This is a genomic window from Micromonospora sp. PTRAS2 (genome assembly GCF_054052245.1).
This window is the reverse complement of record NZ_JBSWBU010000005.1, coordinates 93,722-119,322: the sequence shown is the minus strand read 5'-3', so window position 1 is coordinate 119,322 and position 25,601 is coordinate 93,722. Positions and strand designations below refer to the sequence as shown.

Below are 25,601 nucleotides of genomic sequence, written 5' to 3'. Positions count from 1 at the left end.
GGGCCGGGTCACGAGTCGGTGCCTTCCAGGGCCATCCGGACCAGGCCGGCGACGTCGAGTTCGCGGATCTGGGCCTCGGGGGCTGCCGGGACGGTCGGCGTGGCCGGGCCGGTGACCGTGTGCGCGAGCTGGAGAAGCTGGTCGAGCAGTCCGGCCTGGCGCAGCTGGTCCAGCGGGATCGCGGCGAGGACCCGCCGCACCTGCTCCTCGTCGCCGGAGCCGCCCGCAGCGGAGCCACCCGGCCCGTCGGCGTCCGGCCCGGCCTCGGCACCGAACAGCTCCTCGTGCAGGTGGTCGGCGAGGCCCGCCGGGGTCGGGTAGTCGAACACGACCGTGGTGGGCAGGTCGTGACCGGTCGCGGCGGTGAGCAGGTTGCGCAGCTCCACGGCGGTCAGCGAGTCGAAGCCGAGGTCGAGGAAGCCCCGGTCGGTCTCGATCGCGTCGGCGGAGGAGTGGCCGAGGACCTTCGCCGCGTCGACCCGCACCATCTCCAGCAGCGCGGCCCGCCGCTCCTGGCCGGTCAACGACCGCAGCCCGGCGAGCAGGTCCCGGCCGGCGGGCGCCGCCGGGTCCGGCGCGGCGGCCGGGGCGGCGGTCAGCGCGTGCACGGCCGGCAGGTCGGCCAGCAGCGGGCTGGGCCGCAGCGCGGTGAACAGCGGGTGGAAGGTGGCCCAGTCGACGTCGGCGACGGTGACGCAGGTGTCCCCGGCGGCGAGGGCGTGCCGCAGCCCGGCCAGCGCCACGCCCGGCGGCATGACCCGCAGGCCGCGGCGGCGCAGCTGCTCCGGCGCGCCGTCGGAGAACATGCCCGACTCGGTCCACGGCCCCCACGCCACGGACGTGGCGGGCAGGCCCCGGCCGCGGCGGGCCTCGGCGAGCGCGTCGAGGTGGGCGTTGCCGGCGGCGTACGCGCCCTGCCCGCCGCTGCCCCACACCGCCGCGATCGACGAGAACAGCACGAACGCGTCCAGCTCGACGCCGTCGAGCAGCTCGTCGAGCAGCTCCGCGCCGACGAGCTTCGGGGCGATGACGTACGCGAGGTCTTCCAGCGTCGTGTCGGTCAGCGGCACCACCTCGCTGACCCCGGCGGCGTGCACCACGGCGCGCAGCGGCGGCCCGTCGCGGCGCAGGTCGGCGATCAGGTCGGTCATGCCGGCCCGGTCGGCGGCGTCGCACCGGGCGACCCGGCAGTCGACGCCGAGGGCGGTCAGCTCGGCCAGCAGCTCCGTCGCGCCGGGGGTGTCGGTGCCGCGGCGGCTGGTCAGCACCACCCGCTGCGCGCCGGCGGCGGCCACCCAGCGGGCCACGTGCCCGCCGAGCGCGCCGGTGCCGCCGGTGATCAGCACGGTGCCCCGGGGCTGCCACGGCTCCGGTTCCCCGGTGGTGACGGCCGGGGCGAGGCGGCGTACCAGCACGTCGGACTCGCGGACGGCGAGCTGGTCCTCGGCGACGCCGCCGGTGAGCACGTTGCCGAGCCGCATCGCGGCCCAGCTGTCGATCGTGGCGGGCAGGTCGACCAGCCCGCCCCAGCGGGCCGGCTGCTCCAGCGCCGCCACCCGGCCCAGCCCCCACAGCGTCGCCTGCCGGGGGTTGGCCGGCGCGTCGCCGGCGCCGGTGCCGACGGCACCCTGGGTGACGCACCACAGCCGGGCCGCCGCGTCGCGGTCGGCGAGTTCCTGGAGCAGTTGGACGGTCGCGGCGAGGCCGCGCGGCAGCGCCGGGTGCTCGGCGTGGCCGGCGTCGTCCAGGCCGAGGAAGGACAGCACCGACAGGGTCCCCTCGGCGGCGTCGAGGGCCTCGCCGAGCACGTCGGCGAGTTGCCCACCCAGCTCGTCGGGGTCGGCGGTGAGGTCGACGCCGACGGTGGTCACGTCGGTGCCGAGGGTCCAGGTGCAGGAGTCGAGGACGGGGTCGTCGACCCGGTCGGCGGGCAGCAGCACCAGCCAGTGGCCGGGCTCCTGCGGCTCCGGGGTGGCGGCGAGGGGCTCCCAGACCGCCCGGTAGCGGGAGGCGTCCACGAGGGACCGTTCCCGGCGGCGCCGCCGCCACGCCGACAGGGCCGGCAGCACCGCGCCGAACGGCTGGTCGCGGTCGACGTCCAGCTCGCGGGCCAGGGAGTCGAGGTCCTCGGCGTCCACGGCCGCCCAGAACCGCCGCTCGACCTCCGTGTCGTCGGCGTCCTCAGCGGCGGGGACGGCGGTGGCCCACGGCGGCGGCTCCGGCCAGTACCGCTGCCGGTCGAACACGTACGTGGGCAGGTCGACGCGTTGCGCGCCGGTTTCGGCGTACAGGGTGGGCCAGTCGGGGCTGACGCCGTGGGTGTGCAGGGCGGCGACGGCCCGCAGCAGGGCCGCCGGCTCGGGGCGGTCCCGGCGCAGGGTCGGCGCGACCAGCGGGGCCCGCCCGCCGGCCGGGGCGCCCTCGGCGAGGACGGCCTGGGTGAGCGCGGTGAGCACCCCGTCGGGGCCGATCTCGACGTACGCGGTGGTGCCCTGCTCGCGCAGGGCCGCGACGGCGTCGGCGAAGCGTACGGCGTCGCGGGCGTGCCGCGCCCAGTATGCCGGGTCGGCCAGCTCGTCCGCGCCGACGGGCGCGCCGGTGACCGTGGAGACCATCGGCACGGTCGGTACCTGCCAGTCCAGCCGCCCGGCGACGGCGGCGAGGTCGGCGAGCACCGGGTCCATCAGCGGGCTGTGGAAGGCGTGGCTGACGGTGAGCCGCCGCACGCGGACGCCCCGGGCGGCCCACTCGGCGGCCAGTTCCTCGACGGCGTCGCCGGCCCCGGAGAGCACCACGGCGGCGGGGCCGTTGACGGCGGCGACGGAGACCCGGTCGGCGCGGTCGCCGAGCGAGGCGAGCACGTCGGCCTCGGCCGCGGCGACGGCGAGCATCGCCCCGCCGTCGGGCAGGGCCTGCATGAGCCGGCCCCGGGCGGCCACCAGCGCGGCGGCGTCGGCCAGCGACAGCATCCCGGCGGCGTGGGCGGCGGCGAACTCGCCGATGGAATGCCCGGCGACCGCGTCGGGCCGCAGCCCCCACGCGTCGAGGAGCCGGAACAGCGCCACCTCGACGGCGAACAGCGCGGGCTGGGTGTATTCGGTGCGGTCGAGCAGCGCCGCGTCGGCGGTGCCGGGCTCGGCGAACAGCACCGGCCGCAGCGGCCCGGGCAGGTGCGGGTCGCAGGCGGCGCAGACCTCGTCGAGGGCGGCGGCGAAGACGGGGAACGCCTCGGCCAGCTCGCGGCCCATCCCGGCCCGCTGCGCGCCCTGCCCGGAGAACAGGTACGCCACCTTCGGGCGGGGCGCGACGGCCCCGGTGACCAGCAGCGGCGAGTCGTCGCCGGTGGCGAGGGCGCGCAGCCCGGTGCGCAGGGCGATCCGGTCGGCGGCCAGGACGACGGCCCGGTGGTCCAGGTCGGCCCGGGACACCGCCGACGACCAGCCGACGTCGACCATCGGCGGGGCCTCCGGCCCGGTGAGCTGGTCGGCCCACGGCCCGGCCTGGGCTGCGAGGGCCGCCGGGGTACGCGCCGACAGCAGCACCGGCACCACCGGCAGCCGGCCCGGGTCGCCGGCCGGCGTGACCGGGGCGGGCTCGTCGGGGGCCTGCTCCAGGATGGTGTGCGCGTTGGTGCCGCTGATGCCGAAGGAGGAGACGGCGGCCCGGCGCGGGTGGCCGGTGACCGGCCAGGGCCGGCCCTCGGTGAGCAGCTCGACCGCGCCGACGCTCCAGTCCACCTGGTCGGTGGGCTCGTCGACGTGCAGGGTCGCCGGCAGGAAGCCGTAGCGCAGCGCGAGGACCATCTTGATGATGCCGGCGACCCCGGCGGCGGCCTGGGTGTGGCCGATGTTCGACTTGATCGAGCCGAGCCACAGCGGCTGGTCGGCGGGGCGTTCCCGCCCGTACGTGGCGAGCAGCGCCTGCGCCTCGATCGGGTCGCCCAGCTTCGTGCCGGTGCCGTGCGCCTCGACGGCGTCCACGTCCGCCGGGGTGAGGCGGGCGTTGGCGAGGGCCTGCCGGATGACCCGCTGCTGCGACGGCCCGTTCGGGGCGGTCAGCCCGTTGGACGCGCCGTCCTGGTTGACGGCGGAGCCCCGGATCACCGCGAGCACGGGGTGGCCGTTGCGGCGGGCGTCGGACAGCCGCTCCACCAGCAGCACGCCCAGCCCCTCGCCCCAGCTCGTGCCGTCGGCGGCCGACGCGAACGCCTTGACCCGGCTGTCCGGGGCCAGCCCCCGCTGCCGGCTGAAGCCGACGAACACGCCGGGGGTGGACATGACGGTGACGCCGCCGACGAGGGCCATGGAGCACTCCGCCTGGCGCAGCGCCTGGCAGGCCCAGTGCAGGGCGACCAGCGACGACGAGCAGGCCGTGTCGACCGACACGGCGGGCCCCTCCAACCCGAGGGTGTACGACACCCGGCCGGAGAGCACGCTGCCGGCGTTGCCGGTCATCAGGTGCCCCTCGGCGCCCTCGGCGCTGAACATGAGGTTGCGGTAGTCCTGGTAGTTGGTGCCGACGAACACGCCGGTGGGGGTGCCCCGCAGGGCCTGCGGGTCGATGCCGGCCCGCTCGATGGCCTCCCAGGACGCCTCCAGCAGCAGCCGCTGCTGCGGGTCCATGGCGAGGGCCTCGCGGGGGCTGATGCCGAAGAAGACGGGGTCGAAGTCGGCGACGCCGGTGACGAAGCCGCCCTCCCGGGCGTAGCTGGTGCCCTCGTTCTCCGGGTCGGAGTCGAACAGCCGGTCGAGGTCCCAGCCCCGGTCGGTGGGGAACTCGCCGATCGCGTCGCCGCCGGCGGCGAGGAGCTGCCATAGCTGCTCCGGGTTGTCCGCGCCGCCGGGCAGCCGGCAGCTCATCGCGACGATCGCGATGGGCTCGTCGTCCACGGGCGCGGCGGCCGGCGCGGGGGTCGCCGGCTCGGGGTCGACGCCGGTGAGCAGCTCCGCCAGGTGCGCGGCGAGCGCCGTCGGGTTCGGGTAGTCGAAGGCGAGCGTGGCGGGCAGCCGCAGGTCGGTGGCGGTGGCCAGGAAGTTGCGCATGTCCACGGCGGTCAGCGAGTCCAGCCCCAGGTCCCGGAACGGGCGGGTGGCCGGCACGTCGTCGGCCGAGCCGTAGCCCAGCGCGGTCGCCGCGCACTGGCGGACCAGCTCCAGCAGCGCCTCGGCGCGGTCGGCCCGGGACAGCCCGGCGAGCCGGCGGGCGAGCGCACCCGACGGCGCGTCCGCCTCCTCCTCGGCGTCCGGCGCGGCTGCCGGCCGGGCCGCCTCGACCACCTCGGGCAGGTCGCCGATCAGGGGGCTGGGCCGGACCAGGGTGAACGCGGGCGCGAACCGGGCCCAGTCGATGTCGGCGATCAGCGTCGTCGTCTCGCCCCGGCGCAGCGCGCGGGCGAGGGCCTCGACGGCCAGGTCGGGGTCCATGCCGACCATGCCGCCCCGGCGCAGCCGCTGCTGGGCGCGCTCGTTGTCGGCGGGCAGGCCGGCCCCGCTCCACGCCCCCCACGCCACGGACAGGGCGGGCCGGCCCTGCGCGCGTCGCCGCTCGGCGAGGGCGTCGAGGTAGGCGTTCGCCGCCCCGTACGCGCCCTGGCCGGCGTTGCCGGTGGTGCCGGCGACGGAGGAGAACAGCACGAACGCGTCGAGGTCGAGGTCGCGGGTCAGCTCGTCGAGGTGGTCGGCGGCGACGCACTTGGGCGCGGCGACGGTGTGCAGGCGCAGCGGGGTGGCCGTGTCGACGATGCCGTCGTCGAGGACGGCGGCGGTGTGCAGCACGGCGCTCAGCGGCGCGTCGGCCGGCGCGGCGGCGAGCAGGGTGGCGAGCTGGGCGCGGTCGGTGACGTCGCAGGCGGCGACGGTGACCCGTACGCCCAGGTCGGTCAGCTCGGCCTCCAGCTCGGCCGCGCCCGGGGCGTCGGGGCCGCGCCGGCTGGCCAGCAGCAGGTGCGCCGCGCCGTGGCGGGCGGCCCAGCGGGCGAGGTGCCCACCGAGGCCACCGGTGCCGCCGGTGATCAGCACGGTGCCGCGCATCCGCCAGCCGCCGTCGGTCGACTCGTCGGTGGCGTGCGGGGTCGGGTCGTCGGAGACTGCCGCGTCCGGGCCGCCGGCCGCCTCGGACGAGGCCGGGTCGCCGGGGGTGGTCGGCTCGGGGTCGGTGATCCGGGTGAGCCGGCGGGCGTACACCCCGGAGTCGCGGACGGCGAGCTGGTCCTCGCCGCCGGTGTCGCCGAGCGCCGCGCAGAGCAGGGCACCGGCGTGCGCGTCGAGGCTGTCGGGCAGGTCGATCAGGCCGCCCCAGCGGCCGGGGTGTTCCAGGGCGACGGCGCGGCCGAGGCCCCAGACGGCGGCGGCCGTGGGGTGCGGCGGCTGGTCGTCGGCGGCGACGGCGACGGCCCCCCGGGTCGCGCACCACAGCGGGGCCTCGACGCCGAGCGTCCCGAGCGCCTGGACCAGCGCCACCGTCCCGGTGACGCCGAGGGTGGTGGCCGGGTGGTCGGGGTGCGCCCGCCCGTCGAGGCCGAGCAGGGACAGCACGGCCGCCGGACCGTCCGCCGGCAGCGCGGCGCGCAGCCCGTCGGCGAGGGTCGCGGCGTCTGCGGTGGCGTCCACCTCGACGGGTACGACGTCCGCGCCGAAGTTGCCGAGCGCGCCGAGCACCCCGGCGACCAGCGGGTCGTCGGCCGTGCCGGCGGGCAACGGGACCAGCCACGTCCCGGCGAGCCAGGTCAGCGGCAGGTCGGGCAGGGCGGGCCAGGTGATCCGGTACCGCCACCGGTCGATGTCGGGCGTGTCGTCGCCCTGGCTGAGGAACAGCGGCGGGGCGGGCCAGTAGCGGTGGTGGTCGAACGCGTACGTGGGCAGCGGCACCACCTCGGCCTCGCCGAGCACCTTCGTCAGGTCGACGGGCAGGCCGATCGCGTGCGCGGTGGCCAGATTGGTCAGCAGCCGCGTCGGGTCGTCGTCGCCCCGCCGCAGGCTGCCCAGGGTGTAACCGGTGACCCCGGCGTCGTCGAGGATCGCCGTCACCGGCATCGTCAGCACCGGATGCGGGGAGATCTCCACGAACGTGGTGTGCCCGGCCGCGACGGCGACCCGCACGGCGGCGTCGAACTGGACGGTCTGCCGCAGGTTGTCATACCAGTAGTCCGCCGTCATGGTGGCGGGGTCGACCCAGTCGCCGGTCAGCGTCGACACGAGCCGGACCCGACCCGACTGCGGGGTCACGTCGGCCAGGTCGGCACGCAGCCGCTCTGCCACGTCCTGCACGGCGGCGGAGTGCGACGCGTAGTCCACCGGGATCAGCCGCGCGCGGATCCCGTCGGCCTGGCAGGCGTCCACCAGGCCCGCGACGGGCTGCGGCGGCCCGGACACGACCACCGTGGCGGGACCGTTCACGGCGGCCACACCCACACCCGGGAACGCGGCGAGACGCTCGGTGACCGCATCGGCGGACAGGTCCACCGACGCCATCGCACCCGTCCCCCGCAACACCGCTAGCGCCCGCGACCGCAGGGCAACCGTCTTCGCCGCGTCGTCCAGGGACAGAATCCCCGCCACGCAGGCGGCGCCGATCTCACCCTGCGAGTGACCCACCACCGCCTGCGGGGACACGCCCGCGTGCTCCCACACCGCCGCCAAGGCAATGCCCACCGCCCACAGGACCGGCTGCACGACCTCGACCCGCTCCAGCCACGACTCGTCGTCCCCCGTCAGCACGGACACGAGATCCACGTCGAGATACGGGGCGAGAGCCCGCTGACACTCGGCCAGCTTCGCGTCGAACACCGGCGTACGACCGACCAGACCGGCCGCCATCCGCGCCGACTGCGCACCCTGACCCGGGAACACGAACACCGGACCCGCGCCGGGGGACGCGGCCACACCGGACACCACGGTGCCCGCCGGCACGCCGGCTGACAGGGCGTCCAGTCCGGACAGCAGCTCCTCCAGGCTCGACCCGACGACCGACGCCCGCTGGTCGAACGTCGACCGCGTCGTCGCCAGGGACCAGCCGACCGCCGCCGGGGCGAGGTCGCCGTGCTCCCGCACGTGGGCGGCCAGCCGGGCGGCCTGACCGGCGAGCGCCGCCTTCGACCGAGCCGACACCGGCCACACCGTCACGTCGGCGTCGACCAGCCCCGGCGCGGGGGCCCCGGCCGGAGCGTCGGCGGGCTCGCCGGGCTGTTCGAGGATGACGTGGGCGTTGGTGCCGGAGATGCCGAACGACGACACCGCCGACCGCCGCGCACGACCCGTCTGCGGCCACGGCGTCGCCTCGGTCGCCAGCTCCACCGCGCCCGCAGACCAGTCGATGTGCGGCGACGGGGCGTCCACGTGCAGCGTCGCCGGGACGACGCCGTGCCGCATCGCGAGGACCATCTTGATCACGCCGGCCACGCCGGCCGCCGCCTGGGCGTGCCCGATGTTGGACTTGACCGAGCCGAGCAGCAGCGGCGCGGCGTCGCCCCGGTCCTGCCCGTACGTGGCCAGCAGCGCCTGCGCCTCGATCGGGTCACCCAGGGTGGTGCCCGTGCCGTGGGCCTCCACCACGTCCACGTCGGCGGTGGACAGGCGGGCCGAGGCGAGGGCCTGGCTGATCACCCGCTGCTGCGCCGGCCCGTTCGGGGCGGTGAGCCCGTTGGACGCGCCGTCCTGGTTGACGGCGGAGCCGCGTACGACGGCGAGGACCTGGTGGCCGTGACGCCGCGCGTCCGACAGCCGCTCGACCAGCAGCCAGCCGACGCCCTCGGAGAACCCGGCGCCGTCGGCGGCGGCGGCGAACGACTTGCACCGCCCGTCCGGGGAGAGGGCGCGTTGCCGGCTGGACCCGATGTAGAGGCCGGGGGTGGCCATGACGGTCACGCCGCCGGCCAGGGCCAGGTCGCACTCCCCCGCCCGCAGCGCCTGCACGGCGAGGTGCAGCGCGACCAGCGACGACGAGCAGGCCGTGTCGATGGAGACGGCCGGCCCTTCGAGGCCGAGGGTGTACGACACCCGGCCGGACGCGACGGCCGCCGCGCCGCCGGTCATCGAGTGGCCCTCGTCGCCGTCGGGCGACATCATCAGCAGGGTCCCGTAGTCCTGCCCGTTGGTGCCGACGAACACGCCGGTGCGGCTGCCGCGCAGCGAGGCGGGGTCGATGCCGGCGGCCTCGACGGCCTCCCAGGACGTCTCCAGCAGCAGCCGCTGCTGCGGGTCCATGGTCAGCGCCTCGCGGGGCGAGATGCCGAAGAACGCGGAGTCGAAGTCTCCGGCCCCGTCGATGAACCCGCCCTCGCGGGCGTACGAGGTGCCGGGGTGGTCGGGGTCGGGGTGGTAGAGCCGTTCGACGTCCCAGCCCCGGTCGGCGGGGAACGGGGCGACGGCGTCCCGGCCCTGGCTCAGCAGCTCCCACAGGTCGTCGGGGTTGCGCACCCCGCCGGGCAGGCGGCAGCTCATCGCCACGATCGCGACCGGCTCCAGTTCCTGGGACTGCGCCTCACTGAGCCGGCGGCGGGTGTCGTGGAGATCCGCCATGACCCGCTTGAGGTAGTCGCGGAGCTTGTCTTCATTGGCCATCGGGGTGCCGCTTCCTCGCAAGGGACGGGGGTGAGCCGGGGCGGGTCAGGAGATGCCGAGGTCCTTGTCCACCATCGCGAACAGTTCGTCGTCGGTGGCGTCGTCGAGGTGCCGGCCGATGTCGGCTCCGCCGCCGGCCTGCCCGAGGCGGGAGAGCATCGCCTGGAGGCGTACGGTGGCCCGCACCCGGGCGGCCTCGTCGCGCGCCACGACGTCGAGGCTGTCGGCGATCCGGTCGAGGTCGTCGAGGAGGACCGTCGGGGTGACCACGTCGTCGTGGGCGACCTCGGCGAAGAGGTACTCCGCCAGCGTCGTCGGCGTCGGGTAGTCGAAGACGAGGGTGACGGGCAGGGCGACGCCGGTGGCGGAGCCGAGCCGGTTGCGCAGCTCGACGGCGGTGACGGAGTCGAAGCCCAGCTCGCGGAACGCCCGGTGCTCGTCGACCGACTCGGCGGACGGGTAGTTGAGCACGGCGGCGACCTGGCCGCGGACGAGGCCGAGGAGCACGGCGAGCCGGTCGGCGGCGGGCAGCCCGGCGAGCCGCTCCTGGAGCGAGTCGGGGCCGTCGCCGGTCTCCACGGTGGCGATCCGCTCGGTCGCCTGGAGCCGCCGCACGTCCGGCAGGTCGCTGATCAGCGGGCCGGGCCGGGTGGCGGTGAAGGCGACGGAGAACCGCTCCCAGGCGATGTCGGCGATGGTGAGGAACGCCTCGCCGTGGTCGACGGCCTGGTGCAGGGCGGCGATGGCCGCGTCGGGGGCCATTTCGGGTACGCCGTGGCGGTGCAGCAGCTCGCCGAGCGGCCCGTCGGCCATGCCGCCGCCGGCCCACGCGCCCCAGGCGATGGAGGTGGCGGGCAGGCCGAGGCCCCGCCGGTGCTGGGCGAGGGCGTCGAGGAACGCGTTGCTGGGCGCGTAGTTGCCGACGCCGGAGCTGGCGACGCTGCCGGCGAAGGAGGAGAACATGACGAACGCGGACAGGTCCAGGTCGAGGGTCAGCTCGTGCAGGTGGTACGCGACGTCGACCTTGGCCTGGAGGACCCGTTCGATCTGGTCCAGCCGGATGTCGTTGATCATGGCGTCGTCGAGGACGGCGGAGGCGTGCACGACCGTGGTGAGGGGATACTCGGCCGGGATCGACTCGATCAGCGCGGCGAGGGCGTCGCGGTCGGCGGCGTCGCACTCGACGACGCTGGCCTGCGCGCCCAGCGCGGTGAGGTCGTCGACGAGCTGCTGCGCGCCCGGCGCGCTCATGCCCCGGCGGCTGGCGACGACGATGTTCTGCACGCCGCTGCGGGCCAGCCAGCGGGCGGCATGCCCGCCGAGGGCACCGGTGCCGCCGGTGACGAGCGCCGTGCCGTAGGGCTCCCACGGGGTGGCGGGCTGGCTGTCGCCGAGCGGCACGCGGGTGAGCCGGCGGGCGAGGAGGCCGCCGGGGCGTACCGCGATCTGGTCCTCGTCTCCGGCGGCGGTGAGGGCCGCGACCAGCAGGCCGGCGCAGCGCTCGTCGACGGCCTCGGGCAGGTCGACGAGGCCGCCCCAGCGCTGCGGGTGTTCCAGGGCGGCGACCCGGCCGAAGCCCCAGACGAGGGCCTGCGTCGGGGAGCGCAGCAGGTCGGCGCGGCCGACGGAGGCGGCGCCGGAGGTGACGGCCCACATGGGGGCGCGCAGGCCGACGTCGCCGAGGGCCTGGAACAGCGCGACGGTGGCGGCGAAGCCGCCGGGCACGGACGGGTGCAGCGGGTGGACCAGCTCGTCGAAGGCGAGCAGCGACACCACGCCGGTCACGTCGGCGGGCTCGTCGGTGCCGCCGCCGCTGGCGACGAGGGCCTCGCGCAGCAGCTTGCCGAGCAGGTCGCGGTCGGCGTCGGTGGTGGAGACGGGCACGGCGACGACGGCCGCGCCGGCCGCCGTGATGGCCTCGACGCAGGCGTCCTGCCAGGGCTCGACGATGTCGCCGGTGGGCAGGACCACGACCCACGTGCCGCTCATGCCCCGGTTGGCGATGCCGGTCAGCGGCTTCCAGGTGTCCTGGTAGCGCCAGCTGTCGATGTCGGACTGCCGGCGGCGCTTGCGCCGCCACGAGGTGAGCAGCGGCAGGGCGGGGCCGAGCGCGTCGAGGGCCTCGTAGGCGGGGGTGTCGTCGGTGGCGACGGCCTCGGCGAGGGCGGTGAGGTCGCCGCGTTCCACGGCGGCCCAGAAGCCGGCGTCGTCGGGGTTGGCCGCGCCCTGGAGCAGCGCCTCCAGGTCGACGCCGCCGCTGCCGTCGAGCCAGAACCGCTGGTGGTCGAACGCATACGTGGGCAGCGGCACCACCTCGGCCTCGCCGAGGACCTTCGTCAGGTCGACGGGCAGGCCGATGGCGTGGGCGGTGGCAAGGTTGGTCAGCAGCCGCGTCGGGTCGTCGTCACCCCGCCGCAGGCTGCCCAGGGTGTGACCGGTGACGCCGGCGTCGTCGAGGATCGCGGTGACCGGCATGGTGAGCACCGGGTGCGGGCTGATCTCCACGAACGTGGTGTGCCCGGCCGCCACGGCGACCCGGACGGCCGCGTCGAACTGGACGGTCTGCCGCAGGTTGTCATACCAGTAGTCGGCGGTCATGGTGGCGGAGTCGACCCAGTCACCGGTGAGCGTCGACACCAGGCGGGTGTGGCCCGGCTGCGGGGTCACGTCGGCCAGGTCAGCGCGCAGCCGCTCGGCCACGTCCTGCACGGCGGCGGAGTGCGACGCGTAGTCCACCGGAATCAGCCGCGCGCGGATCCCCTCGGCCTGACAGGCGTCCACCAGCTCCGCGACGGGCTGCGGCGGACCCGACACGACCACCGTGGCGGGACCGTTCACCGCGGCCACACCCACACCCGGGAACGCGGGGAGACGCTCGGCCACCGCATCGGCGGACAGGTCCACCGACGCCATGGTGCCGGTGCCCCGCAGCACCGCCAGGGCCCGCGACCGCAGCGCGACCGTCTTCGCCGCGTCCTCCAGGGACAGGATCCCGGCGACACACGCGGCACCGATCTCACCCTGCGAGTGGCCGACCACCGCGTCCGGCACGACGCCGGCCGCCCGCCACACGGCGGCGAGGGCGACGCCGACGGCCCACAGCACCGGCTGCACGACCTCGACCCGCTCCAGCCACGACTCGTCGTCGCCGGTCAGCACCGACACGAGGTCGACGTCGAGGTGGGGGGCGAGGGCCCGCTGGCACTCGGCCAGCTTCGCGTCGAACACCGGCGCACGACCGACCAGGCCGGCCGCCATCCGCGCCGACTGCGCGCCCTGGCCGGGGAACACGAAGACGGGTCCCGCGCCGGAGCCGGTGACCGTGCCGGTGACCAGGTTGCCGGCCGGCTGGCCGGCGGCCAGGGCGTCGAGCCCGGCCAGCAGCTCCCCGGCGTCCGCGCCGACGACGGCGGCGCGGTGGTCGAACGTGGACCGGGTGGTGGCCAGAGACCAGCCGACCGCCGCCGGGGCGAGGTCGCCGTGCTGCCGCACGTGGGCGGCGAGCCGGGCGGCCTGGCCGGCGAGGGCCGCCTTCGACCGGGCGGACACGGGCCACACCGTCACGTCGGAGTCGACGAGCGCGGCGGCGGCAGTCTCCGCCTCGACGGCCTCCGTGTCGACGGCCTCCCCGGCGTCCGGGGCGGCGGCCTGCGGCCGGTACTCCTCCAGGATCACGTGGGCGTTGGTGCCGCTGACGCCGAACGAGGAGACGCCGCCGCGCCGGGGACGGCCCAGCTCGGGCCACGGCCGGGACTCCGTGAGCAGCGACACCGCCCCGGCGGACCAATCGACGTGCTTCGACGGCTCGTCGATGTGCAGCGTCTCCGGCATGACGCCGTTGCGCAGCGCCATCACCATCTTGACCAGGCCGGCGACCCCGGCGGCGCTCTGCGTGTGACCGATGTTGGACTTCACCGAGCCCAGCCAGAGCGGCCGGTCGGCGGGGCGGTCCTGCCCGTACGTGGCGAGCAGCGCCTGCGCCTCGATCGGGTCGCCGAGGGTGGTGCCGGTGCCGTGCGCCTCCACCACGTCCACGTCGGCGGTGCCGAGCCGGGCGTTGGCGAGGGCGGCCCGGATGACCCGCTGCTGGGAGGGGCCGTTGGGCGCGGTGAGGCCGTTGGACGCGCCGTCCTGGTTGAGGGCGCTGCCCCGGATCACGGCAAGGACGGGGTGGCCGTTGCGCTCGGCGTCGGCGAGCCGCTCGACGACGAGCACGCCGCCGCCCTCGCCCCAGCCGGTGCCGTCCGCCCCCTCCGCGAACGCCTTGCACCGGCCGTCGACGGACATGCCGCGCTGCCGGGAGAAGACGACGAAGACGCCGGGGGTGGCCATGACGGTGACGCCACCGGCGACGGCGAGGTCGCACTCGCCCCGGCGCAGCGCGTTCACGGCGAGGTGCAGGGCGACCAGCGACGACGAGCAGGCCGTGTCGACGGTGACGGCCGGACCGTTCAGGCCGAGGGTGAACGAGATGCGGCCGGACGCGACGCTGGTGGTGTTGCCGGTGCCGAGGTACATGTCGACGCCCTCGGGGACGTTCGGCAGGCCCATGCCGTAGTTGGAGGTGCTCACGCCGACGAAGACGCCGGTGGAGCTGCCCCGCAGCGACAGCGGGTCGATGCCGGCCCGTTCGACGGCCTCCCACGACGTCTCCAGCAGCAGCCGCTGCTGCGGGTCCATGGCGAGGGCCTCGCGCGGCGAGATGCCGAACAGGGTCGGGTCGAACGCCCCGGCGTCGTCGAGGAACCCGCCGACGCGGGTGTAGCTCTTGCCCGGCTTGTTCGGGTCCGGGTCGTAGAGGGCCTCCAGGTCCCAGCCCCGGTCGGCCGGGAACTCGGTGAGGGCGTCCCGGCCGTCGGCGACGATCTCCCACAGGTCTTCGGGTGACCGGACGCCGCCGGGGAAGCGGCAGCTCATCGAGACGATGGCGAGGGGCTCGTTGTCACGGGCCTCGACGGTCTGCAGCTTGCGCTTCGTGTCGTGCAGGTCGGCGGTCACCCGCTTGAGGAAGTACCGCAGCTTGTCGTCGCTCATCGGGTCGCACCTGCCTCGATCCGGAAGTCGGTCATCTCAGGAGATTCCAAACTCTTTGCTGATGAAGTCGAAGATCTCGTCGTCGCTGGCCGCGTCGAGATCGGGCCGGTCCTGCTCCGCGACGGGACCGGCGGCGAGGTCGGTCGCCTTGGCGAGCAGGTCCCGCACGCGGGCGGTGAACCGGTCCCGGGCCGCCGGGTCGAGCGGGATGGTGGTGAGCAGGCTCTCCACGGTGTCGATGCCGGAGAAGATGGGCTGGGTGGACGGGGCCGCGTCGGCGGCGATGTCGCCGGCCAGCCGCTCGGCGAGCGCGGCCGGCGTCGGGTAGTCGAACACCAGCGTCGCCGGCAGCCGCAGCCCGGACAGGGCGTTGAGCCGGTTACGCAGGTCGACGGCGGTGAGCGAGTCGAAGCCCAGGTCGGTGAAGAGCCGGCCCGGGTCGACGGCGTCGGCGCTGGCGTGGCCGAGGACCGCGGCGATGTTGGCCCGAACCACGTCGAGCACCACCTTGAGCCGTTCGGGCCCGGCCAGGCCGGCGAGCCGCTGGGTCAGCGGCACCCCGCCGGTGCGGGCGCCGGCGTCGACCGAGCGCCGCATCGGCGCCCGGACCAGGGCCCGCAGCAGCGGCGCGAGGGCGCCCGCCTCGGCCTGGGCGCGCAGCGCCGACACGTCCAGGCGCATCGGCACGACCGCCGCCGCGTCGAGCCGCCACGCCGCGTCGAAGAGGTCCAGGGCCTGCCCGGTGGCGAGGCCCGCCGCGCCCTGCTCGGCGATGCGCCGCACGTCGGCGTCGCCGAGGTGGCCGGTCATGCCGCTGGCCTGCTCCCACAGGCCCCAGGCGAGGGAGATGCCGGGCAGCCCCCGGGCCCGCCGGTGCGCGGCGAGCGCGTCGAGGAACGCGTTGGCTGCCGCGTAGTTGGCCTGGCCGGCGCTGCCCAGCGTGGCCGCCGCCGAGGAGAACAGCACGAACGCGGCGAGGTCCAGGCCGGCGGTGAGCCGGTGCAGGTGCCACGCCGCGTCGATCTTCGGCACGGCCACCGCGTCGACGCGTTCGGGGGTCAACGACTCCAGCACGCCGTCGTCGAGGACACCGGCGGCGTGCACGACGGCGGTGAGCGGGTGCGCGGCGGGCACCCCGGCCAGCAGCGCCGCGAGCGCGTCCGGGTCGGCCGCGTCGCAGGCGACGACCGTCACCCGCGTACCGGCCTCGGCCAGCTCGGCGACCAGGTCGCCGATGCCGTCGGCCGCCGCGCCCCGCCGCCCGGCCAGCAGCAGGTGCCGCACGCCGTGGGTGGTGGCGAGATGCCGGGCCAGGATCCGGCCCAGCACGCCGGTGCCGCCGGTGATCAGCACGGTGCCGTCGGGGTCGACGCCGCCGGGCAGCGGCTCCACCCCGGCCGGGACCCGGCCGAGGCGCGGCGCACGCACCTGGCCGGCCCGCACCGCGAGCTGCGGTTCGCCGGAGCCGATCGCGGGGGCCAGCGCGGCGGCGCTGGCCGGGTCGGCGTCGAGGTCGACCAGTTGCAGCCGGCCCGGGTGTTCGAGCTGCGCGGTGCGCAGCAGGCCCCACACCGGGGCCTGGGCCAGGTTGACCGCCGGTTGCTCCCCCGCCGCGACCGCGTCGCGGGTGACCAGCACCAGCCGGGACCCGGCGAACCGGTCGTCGGCGAGCCAGGTCCGCACCGCCGCGAGGGTACGGTGCGTCGTGGCCCGCGCCTGCGCGGCGAGACCCGGGTCCGCGTCGTCGTCCCCGCCGCCACCGACCCCGACGATCACGGCCTCGGGCGCGGGTTCACCCCCGGCGAGCAGGTCGCCGAGCGAGTCCAGGTCGACGTCGCTGCGCACCCGCGCGCCCGCCGACTCGCAGGCGGCGCTGAGGGTCAGGTCGTCGCCGCCGAGCACCGCCCAGCGGGTGGCCGCCGGCACCGGGCCGGTCGGCACGGGCAGCGCCGGCCAGTCCACCTGGAACAGCGACTCGTGCCGGCCGGAGCGGGCCGCGCCGAGGGAGTCACCGGAGACCCGGCGCATGATCAGGGACTCGGCGTGCAGCACCGGCGCGCCGGTGGCGTCGGCCACCTGGAAGGCGACCCCGACCTCGCCGGCCGCGCTGACCCGCACCCGCAGGGCGGTGGCCCCGGCGGCGAGCAGGGACACCCCGGTCCAGGCGAACGGCAGCCGGGGCACGGTGGCGTCGTCGCCGTCGCCCATCCGACCGAGGAAGCCGCCGATCGACATGGCCTGCAACGCGCCGTCGAGCAGCGCCGGGTGCACCCCGAACCGGCCCGCCTCGGCGTGGTGGTCGGCGGGCAGCTCCACCTCGGCGAAGACCTCGTCGCCCCGGGTCCACGCGGCGCGCAGGCCGCGGAACGCCGGCCCGTACCCGAAGACGGTCGCCTCGATGCCGGAGTAGAAGTCGTCGTTCTCGACGGGGGTCGCGCCGGGAGGCGGCCACACCCCGAGATCGAAGGCGGGCGGGTCGGCCGGGGCCGGGGCGAGCAGGCCGGTGGCGTGACAGGTCCAGGCCACGTCGGCGAGGATCTCGTCGGAGCCGTCCCGGTACGGGCGGGAGTGCAGCTGCACGGCCCGGCGGCCGTCGTCGTCGCGTTCGGCGACGGTGAGCTGCACCTGGAGGGAGCCCAGCTCGGGCAGGACGAGCGGGGCGAGCAGGGTCAGCTCGTCGACCCTCGGGCAACCGGCCTGCTCGCCCGCGTACGTCGCCAGCTCCACGAACGCGGTGCCGGGCAGCAGGATGTTGTCCATCACCCGGTGCTCCCCGAGCCACGGGTGGGTACGCACCGACAGCCGGCCGGTGAACACCATCCGCTCGCTGTCGGGGAAGGTGAGGGTAGCGCTGAGCAGCGGGTGTCCGGCGTCCTGGAGGCCTGCGGAGGCGACGTCCTGCGCCCGGTGCGCGGGCGGTTCCACCCAGAACCGCTGGTGCTCGAACGCGTACGTGGGCAGCGGCACCACGCCGGCCTCGGCGAGGACCTTCGTCAGGTCGACGGGCAGGCCGATCGCGTGCGCGGTGGCGAGGTTGGTCAGGAGTCGCGTCGGGTCGTCGTCACCCCGGCGCAGGCTGCCCAGGGTGTGGCCGGTGACGCCGGCGTCGTCGAGGATCGCCGTCACCGGCATCGTCAGCACCGGGTGCGGGGAGATCTCGATGAACGTGGTGTGCCCGGCGGCGACGGCGACGCGGACGGCGGCGTCGAACTGCACGGTCTGCCGCAGGTTGTCATACCAGTAGTCCGCCGTCATCGACGCCGGATCCACCCAGTCACCCGTCAACGTCGACACGAGCCGGACCCGACCCGACTGCGGGGTCACGTCGGCCAGGTCCGCACGGAGGCGTTCCGCGACGTCCTGCACGGACGGAGAGTGCGACGCGTAGTCCACCGGAATCAGGCGGGCGCGGATGCCCTCGGCCTGGCAGGCGTCCACCAGGTCCGCGACGGGCTGCGGCGGACCCGACACGACCACCGTCGACGGCCCGTTCACCGCGGCCACACCCACACCCGGGAACGCGGGGAGACGCTCGGCCACCGCGTCGGCGGACAGGTCCACCGACGCCATCGCACCCGTCCCCCGCAACACCGCAAGAGCCCGCGACCGCAGGGCAACCGTCTTCGCCGCATCCTCCAGGGACAGGATCCCCGCCACACACGCCGCACCGATCTCACCCTGCGAGTGACCCACCACCGCCTGCGGCACCACGCCCGCGTGCTCCCAGACCGCAGCCAGAGCGATGCCCACGGCCCACAGGACCGGCTGCACCACCTCGACCCGCTCCAACCACGCCTCGTCGTCGCCGGTCAACACGGAGACGAGGTCGACGTCGAGGTAGGGGGCGAGGGCCTGCTGACACTCGGCGAGCTTCGCGTCGAACACCGGCGTACGGCCCACCAGGCCAGCGGCCATGCGTGCCGACTGCGCACCCTGCCCTGGGAACACGAACACCGGACCCGCACCGTGACCCGATGCCACACCGCTGACCACATTGCCCGCCGGCTGACCGGACGCAAGCGCGTCCAACCCGGCGAGGAACTCCTCCACACCCGAACCGACCACGGCGGCCCGCTGGTCGAACGTCGACCGCGTCGTCGCCAGGGACCAACCGACCGCAGCGGTGTCCAGCACGCCGTGCTCCCGCACGTACGCGGCCAGCCGCTCGGCCTGACCAGCCAGGGCCGCCTTCGACCGGGCCGACACCGGCCACACCGTCACGTCGGCGGCCAGCAGCCCGGGGACGCCGGTGACGGCCGGGGCCACAGGCTCGTCGCCCTGCTCGACGATGACGTGGGCGTTGGTGCCGGAGATGCCGAACGACGACACCGCCGCCCGACGGGGCCGGTCCACCACCGGCCACGGCCGCGCCTCGGTGACCAGGTCCACCGCGCCCGCCGACCAGTCGATGTGCGGCGACGGCTCATCCACGTGCAACGACGCAGGCACGACCCCGTGCCGCATCGCCTGCACCACCTTGATCACACCCGCCACACCCGCCGCCGCCTGCGCATGACCGATGTTCGACTTGATCGACCCGAGCAGCAGCGGCCGGTCGCCGGGGCGATCCTGCCCATAGGTGGCCAGCAGCGCCTGCGCCTCGATCGGGTCACCCAACGTCGTGCCCGTGCCGTGCGCCTCCACCACGTCCACATCCGACGTCGACAGGCGCGCATTCGCCAGCGCCTGCCGGATCACCCGCTGCTGCGACGGACCATTCGGCGCGGTCAGACCGTTCGACGCACCGTCGGAGTTGATCGCGGTGCCGCGTACCACGGCGAGGACGTGCCGGCCCTGCCGGCGGGCGTCGGAGAGCCGCTGCACGAGGAGCATGCCGACGCCCTCGGACCAGCCGGTGCCGTCGGCCGACGCCGCGAACGACTTGCACCGGCCGTCGGCGGCCAGCCCGCGCTGGCGGGAGAACTCGACGAAGGCGGTCGGGGTGGCCATGACCATCACGCCGCCGGCCAGGGCCAGGTCGCACTCGCCCGCCCGCAGCGCCTGGCCGGCCCAGTGCAGGGCGACCAGCGACGACGAGCAGGCCGTGTCGAGGGAGACCGCCGGCCCTTCGAGGCCGAACGTGTACGCCACCCGGCCGGAGATGACGCTGCTGGTCATCCCGGTCAGCATGTAGCCCTCGGCGGCCTCCGGTGAGTACGCGAGCAGGCTGCCGTAGTCCTGGCCGCTGGTGCCGACGAACACGCCGGTGCTGCTGCCCCGCAGCGTCGCCGGGTCGATGCCGGCGCTTTCGAAGGTCTCCCAGGTGGTCTCCAGCAGCAGCCGCTGCTGCGGGTCCATGGCGAGGGCCTCGCGGGGGCTGATGCCGAAGAAGCCGGGGTCGAACCGGTCGACGCCGCGCAGGAAGCCGCCGCCGCGGGCGTAGAAGGTGCCGCTGGCGTCGGGGTCGGGGCTGTAGAGGCTGTCGAGGTCCCAGCCCCGGTCGGTGGGCAGGTCGGTGACCGCGTCGACGCCGTCGGCGACGAGCCGCCACAGGTCCTCGGGGGACCACACGCCGCCGGGGAGCCGGCACGCCATGCCGACGATGGCGAGGGGCTCGTCGTCGCCGACCGCCACGCTGGTGGTGGCGGGCCGGACGGGCACCGGCGTGCCGGCGATCTCCGTGCCGAGGTGGGCGGCGAGGTCGGCCGGGGTGGGGTAGTCGAAGACGAGGGTGGCGGGCAGCCGCATCCCGAACGCGTTGTTGAGGCGGTTGCGCATCTCGACGGCGGTGAGCGAGTCGAAGCCGAACTCGCTGAACGCCCGGCGCGGCTCGATGGCGGCCGGGTCGGGGTAGCCGAGCACGGCGGCGGCCTGCCCCCGGACGATCTCCACGAGGGCGGCGACCCGGTCGGCGTCGCCGAGCGCGGCGAGCTGCTGGACCAGGGACGCGCCGGTGGTCGCGGCGGCGGCGCGGGCGGGGGTGCGGATCAGGGCCCGGTACAGCGGCGGGATGCTGCCCCCGGCGAACTGCACCTTCATCGCGGCGAGGTCGAGGCGGGCGGGGACGAGGGCGGCGTCGGTGCGGCGGCAGGCGGCGTCGAAGAGGGCCAGCCCCTCCTCGGCCTCCATGGCGGCGACGCCGGAGCGGGAGATCCGGTTGAGGTGGACGTCGTCCAGTTCGGTGGTCATGCCGCTGCGGTCGGCCCACAGGCCCCAGGCGAGGGTTTGGGCGGCGAGGCCGCGCGCCCTGCGGTGCTGGGCGAGGCCGTCGAGGAACGCGTTGGCGGCGGCGTAGTTGCCCTGGCCGGGGCCGCCGGCGGTGGCGGCGAGTGACGAGTACGAGACGAACGCCTTCAGGTCGAGGCCGGCGGTCAGCTCGTGCAGGTGCCAGGCGGCGTCGACCTTGGGCCGCAGCACGCCGTCCATCCGCTCGGGCGTGAGGGAGGAGACGACGCCGTCGTCGCGTACCCCGGCGGCGTGGACGACGGCGGTGAGCGGGTGCGCGGCGGGGATGGCGGCGAGCAGCTCGGCGACGGCGTCGCGGTCGGCGACGTCGCAGGCGGCGGCGGTGACGGTCGCGCCGAGTTCGGCGAGTTCGGCGCAGAGTTCGGGGATGCCGGCGGCGGCCGGGCCGCGCCGGCTGGTGAGGATCAGGTGCCGGACGCCGTGGACGGTGACGAGGTGGCGGGCCATGAGCTGCCCGAGGGTGCCGGTGGCGCCGGTGACGAGCACGGTCCCGTCCCCGTCGAACGGGGCGGCGGGCGGCTCGGCGGGGGCCGGCACGCGGGTGAGCCGGGCCCCGGCGGCGACGCCGGCCCGGATGACGACCTGCGGCTCGTCGGTGCCGACGGCGGCGACGAGGGCGGCGGCGCAGCCGGCCGGGTCGTCGACGTCGACCAGCAGGAACCGGTCGGGGTTCTCCGACTGCGCGGAGCGGACGAGGCCGATGACGGCTGCGCCGGCCAGGTCGGTCAGGTCGGCGTCGGCGGCCGTGGCGACGGCACCCCGGGTGAGCGCGACGAGCCGGGAGGTGGCGTACCGGTCGTCGGCGAGAAACCGCTGCAGCACGTCGAGCGCCCGGTGGGTGACCCCGGCGACGGCGCGCGGCACGTCGTCGGTGGCCGGCGGGTCGAGGAACGGCACGACCAGCACGCCGGGCGCGTCCGTGCCGGCGTCCAGCGCGGCGGCCAGGCCCGCCAGGTCGGGGTACGCGGCGACGGCCGTCCCGGTGGTGGCGAGCGCGTCGGTCAGGCCGGCGGCGTCGCCGACGACCGCCCAGTCCGCGCCCGACGGTCCGGCGGGCAGGGCGAGCGGGGCCCACTCGATGCGGTACAGCGACTCGGTGCCGCCGCCGGAGGCGACGCGGAGCTGGTCGGCGGAGACGGGCCGCAGCACGAGGGAGCCGACGGAGATGATCGGCGCGCCGTCGACGTCGGCGAGGAGCAGGGAGACGCTGTCGGCGCCGGTGTGCGAGACGCGGACCCGGGCCGCCGCCGCGCCGGCCGCGTGCAGGGCGACGTCGTTCCAGGAGAACGGCAGCCGGCCGTAGCCGGGCGGGACGTCCGCGCCGGACGGTTCGCCGGCCGGCGTGGTGAGGCCGAGGGTGTGCAGGGCGGCGTCGAGCAGCGCCGGGTGCAGGCCGTACCCGCCGGCCTCGGCGGCCGGGGTCTCCGGCAGGGCCAGCTCGGCGAAGAGGTCGTCGCCGCGCCGCCAGGCGGAGCGCAGCGCGATGAAGGACGGGCCGTAGTCGTAGCCCTGCGCGGCGAGGTTGACGTAAAGGTCGTCGGTGGGGACCTCGGTGGCGCCGGGGGGCGGCCAGGCGGTGAGGTCGGACCAGCCGGGCGGGCCGGCGGGGGCGGCCGGGCCGCCGGCGAGTACGCCGCTGGCGTTGCGGGTCCAGCCGCGCTCGCCGCCCTCGGCCGGTTCGCCGTCGACGGCGGAGTGCAGGGAGACGGACCGGCAGCCGGTGTCGTCGGCGGGGCCGATCCAGAGTTGGATGTCGACGCCGCCGGTCTCGGGCAGGATCAGCGGCGCTTCCAGGGTCAGCTCGCGGACGTGGTCCGCGCCGACGTGCGCGCCGGCCTGCAACGCCAGCTCGACGAAGCCGGTGCCGGGCAGCAGCACGGTGTCGAAGACGACGTGGTCGCTGATCCACGGGTGGGTGCGCCGGGCGAGCCGCCCGGTGAACAGGAATCCCTCGGCGTGGGCGACGCCGACGGCCGCGCCGAGCAGGGGGTGCTGGGCGGGGCGCAGGCCGACGGCGGTGACGTCACCGGTCCACCCGGCGCCGGCTTCGGGCCAGTACCGCTGGTGCTGGAACGCGTACGTGGGCAGGTCGACGCGGGTGGCGTCGGTGCCGGCGAACCACGGCTGCCAGTCCACGGTGGTCCCGTGCACGTGCAGTTCGGCGAGGGCGGCGAGCAGGGCGTCCGCCTCGGGCCGGTCCTTGCGTCCGGCGGCGACGGCGAGCACGCCCTCGGCGTCGGGGAGGATCTCGGCGGTCAGCGCGGTGAGAACGCTCGACGGCCCGATCTCCAGGTAGGTGCCCGCCCCGGCGGCGCGCAGCGCGGCGATCCCGTCGGCGTAGCGGACGGCCTCCCGCACATGCCGCACCCAGTAGTCGGCGGTCCGCAGGTCGTCACCGTCGGCGAGGGCCCCGGTCACGTTGGACACGACGGGCAGGACGGGAGCGGCGAAGGTCAGCGTGGCGAGGACGGCCCGGAACTCGGCCAGCATCGGCTCCATCAGCGGGCTGTGGAACGCGTGGCTGACGGCCAGCCGGCGGGTGCGTACGCCCCGGCCCTGCCAGAGCTGCTCGACCTCGTCGAGGGCCTCGACCGCGCCGGAGACCACCACGGAGGTGGGCCCGTTGACGGCGGCGATCCCGATGTCGGCCCGACCGTGCAGGGACTCCGCCACGTCGGCCTCGGCCGCGTTGACCGCGAGCATCCCGCCCCCGGCCGGCAACGCCTGCATCAGGCGACCCCGGGCGGCCACGAGCCGACACGCGTCGGCTAGGGACAGCACCCCGGCCACGTGCGCGGCGGTGATCTCACCGACGGAGTGCCCGCCGACGAAGTCCGGCACCACCCCGAACGACTCGACGAGCCGGAACAGCGCCACCTCGACGGCGAACAACCCGGCCTGCGTGAACACGGTCTGATCCAGCAACGCCGCCTCGGCGGAACCCTCATCGGCGAACAGCACCGGCTTCAGCGGCTGCGGCAGCAGCGGATCCAGCCCGGCGCACACCTCGTCCAGCGCGGCGGCGAACACCGGGAACGCCGCGTACAACTCCCGGCCCATCCCGGCGCGCTGCGCGCCCTGACCGGAGAACAGCACCGCGAGCGGACCCCGGTCGGCGGCCTGGCCGACCACCGCGCCGGACAGGTCCCCGGCGGCGAGGGCCCGCAGCCCGGCGGCGAGGTCGTCGCGGCCGGCGGCGGCGACGACCGCCCGGTGGTCCAGGGTGGAGCGGGTGGCGACCGACGAGAAGGCGACGTCGAGAGGGCGCAGGTCGGCGTCGGCGTCGAGCCTCTCGGCCCAGCGGCCCGCCTGCGCGGCGAGCGCGGCGGCGTCGCGGGCCGACACCACCACCGGCACGACCGGCCGGTCGGCCGACGGCGCGGCGTCGGCCGGGGCCGGCTCGGCGGTCGGGGCCTGCTCGACGATGACGTGGGCGTTGGTGCCGGACACCCCGAACGACGACACCGCCGACCGGCGGGGCCGCGCGACGGACGGCCATTCGGTGGCCTCGGTGACCAGCTCGACGGCGCCCGCGTCCCAGTCGACCTGGGGGGTGGGGGCGTCGACGTGCAGGGTGGGCGGCACCACGCCGTGCTGCATGGCGAGGACCATCTTGATCACACCGGCGACGCCGGCGGCGGCCTGCGCGTGCCCGATGTTGCTCTTGATCGAGCCGAGCAGCAGCGGCGCGGCGTCGCCCCGGTCCTGCCCGTACGTGGCGAGCAGCGCCTGCGCCTCGATGGGGTCGCCGAGGCGGGTGCCGGTGCCGTGCGCCTCCACCACGTCGACGCCGCCGGCGGCGAGGCCGGCGTTGGCCAGGGCCTGCTGGATCACGCGCTGCTGCGATGGCCCGTTGGGGGCGCTCAGCCCGTTGGACGCGCCGTCCTGGTTGACGGCGGAGCCCCGCACCACGGCGAGGATCGGGTGGCCGTTGCGCTGCGCGTCGGAGAGCCGCTCCAGCAGCAGCACGCCGACGCCCTCGGACCACCCCGTCCCGTCGGCGGCGGCGGCGAACGCCTTGCAGCGGCCGTCGGCGGCCAGGCCGCGCTGCCGGGAGAACTCGACGAACGCGGCCGGGGTGCACATGGCGGTGACGCCCGCGACGACGGCGAGGGTGCACTCCCGCTGCCGCAGCGCCTGCCCGGCGAGGTGCAGGGCGACCAGCGACGACGAGCAGGCGGTGTCGATCGTGACCGCCGGCCCCTCCAGGCCGAACGTGTAGGAGATGCGGCCCGAGACGACGCTGCCGGCGTTGCCGGTCATCAGGTGCCCCTCCAGGCCCTGCGCGGCACCCATCAGCACGCCGCCGTAGTCCTGGCCGGTGGAGCCGGCGAAGACGCCGGTGCGGCTGCCGCGCAGCGAGTGCGGGTCGATGCCGGCCCGCTCGAAGACCTCCCACGAGGTCTCCAGCAGCCACCGCTGCTGCGGGTCCATGGCCAGGGCCTCGCGGGGGGAGATCGCGAAGAAGCCCGGGTCGAAGTCCGCCAGGTCGTGGACGAAGCCGCCCTGCCGCGTGTACGAGGTGCCGGACTGCTCGCCGTCGGCGTCGTAGAGCGCCCCCAGGTCCCAGCCCCGGTCGGCCGGGAAGTCGCCGACCACGTCCCGGCCGGACGCGACGACGTCCCACAGGTCCTCGGGCGTACGCACGCCGCCGGGGAAGCGGCAGCTCATGGAGACGATGGCGATCGGTTCCTGCTCGCCGGCCTCCACCTCGCGCAGGCGCTGCCGCACCTGGTGCAGGTCGGCGGTGACCCGCTTGAGGTAGTCGAGAAGCTTCGCCTCGTCAGCCATGGACCGCCCACTCCTTGTGTTGACCCGTCGATC

3 protein-coding genes are annotated in these 25,601 nt (G+C 76.0%); all 3 read right to left on the bottom strand.

The genetic code is table 11. From position 1 onward, the window contains the following. Positions 1–8: 8 nt before the first annotated feature. From ACVMYR_RS18415 to ACVMYR_RS18405, 3 genes are read right to left on the bottom strand one after another with little or no spacing between them, the layout of a single operon-like run. On the bottom strand, positions 9–9,578 hold the full coding sequence (locus tag ACVMYR_RS18415) for a type I polyketide synthase (protein WP_457122320.1): 9,570 nt from the start codon (positions 9,576–9,578) through the stop codon (positions 9–11). A gap of 24 nt (positions 9,579–9,602) precedes the next feature. Continuing rightward, the gene (locus ACVMYR_RS18410; RefSeq protein ID WP_077940467.1) at positions 9,603–14,591 is read right to left on the bottom strand and encodes a type I polyketide synthase; all 4,989 of its coding nucleotides are present in this window, start codon (positions 14,589–14,591) and stop codon (positions 9,603–9,605) included. Positions 14,592–14,627: 36 nt separating this feature from the next. Continuing rightward, positions 14,628–25,568: a type I polyketide synthase gene (locus ACVMYR_RS18405; protein WP_228986343.1), complete on the bottom strand. Its 10,941-nt coding sequence runs from the start codon at positions 25,566–25,568 to the stop codon at positions 14,628–14,630. Positions 25,569–25,601 lie beyond the last annotated feature (33 nt).

Excerpts from the sequence above, each read along its gene's own strand:
- ACVMYR_RS18410 (WP_077940467.1), bottom strand. The coding sequence starts at position 14,591 with ATGAGCGACGACAAGCTGCGGTACTTCCTCAAGCGGGTGACCGCCGAC.
- ACVMYR_RS18405 (WP_228986343.1), bottom strand. The coding sequence starts at position 25,568 with ATGGCTGACGAGGCGAAGCTTCTCGACTACCTCAAGCGGGTCACCGCC.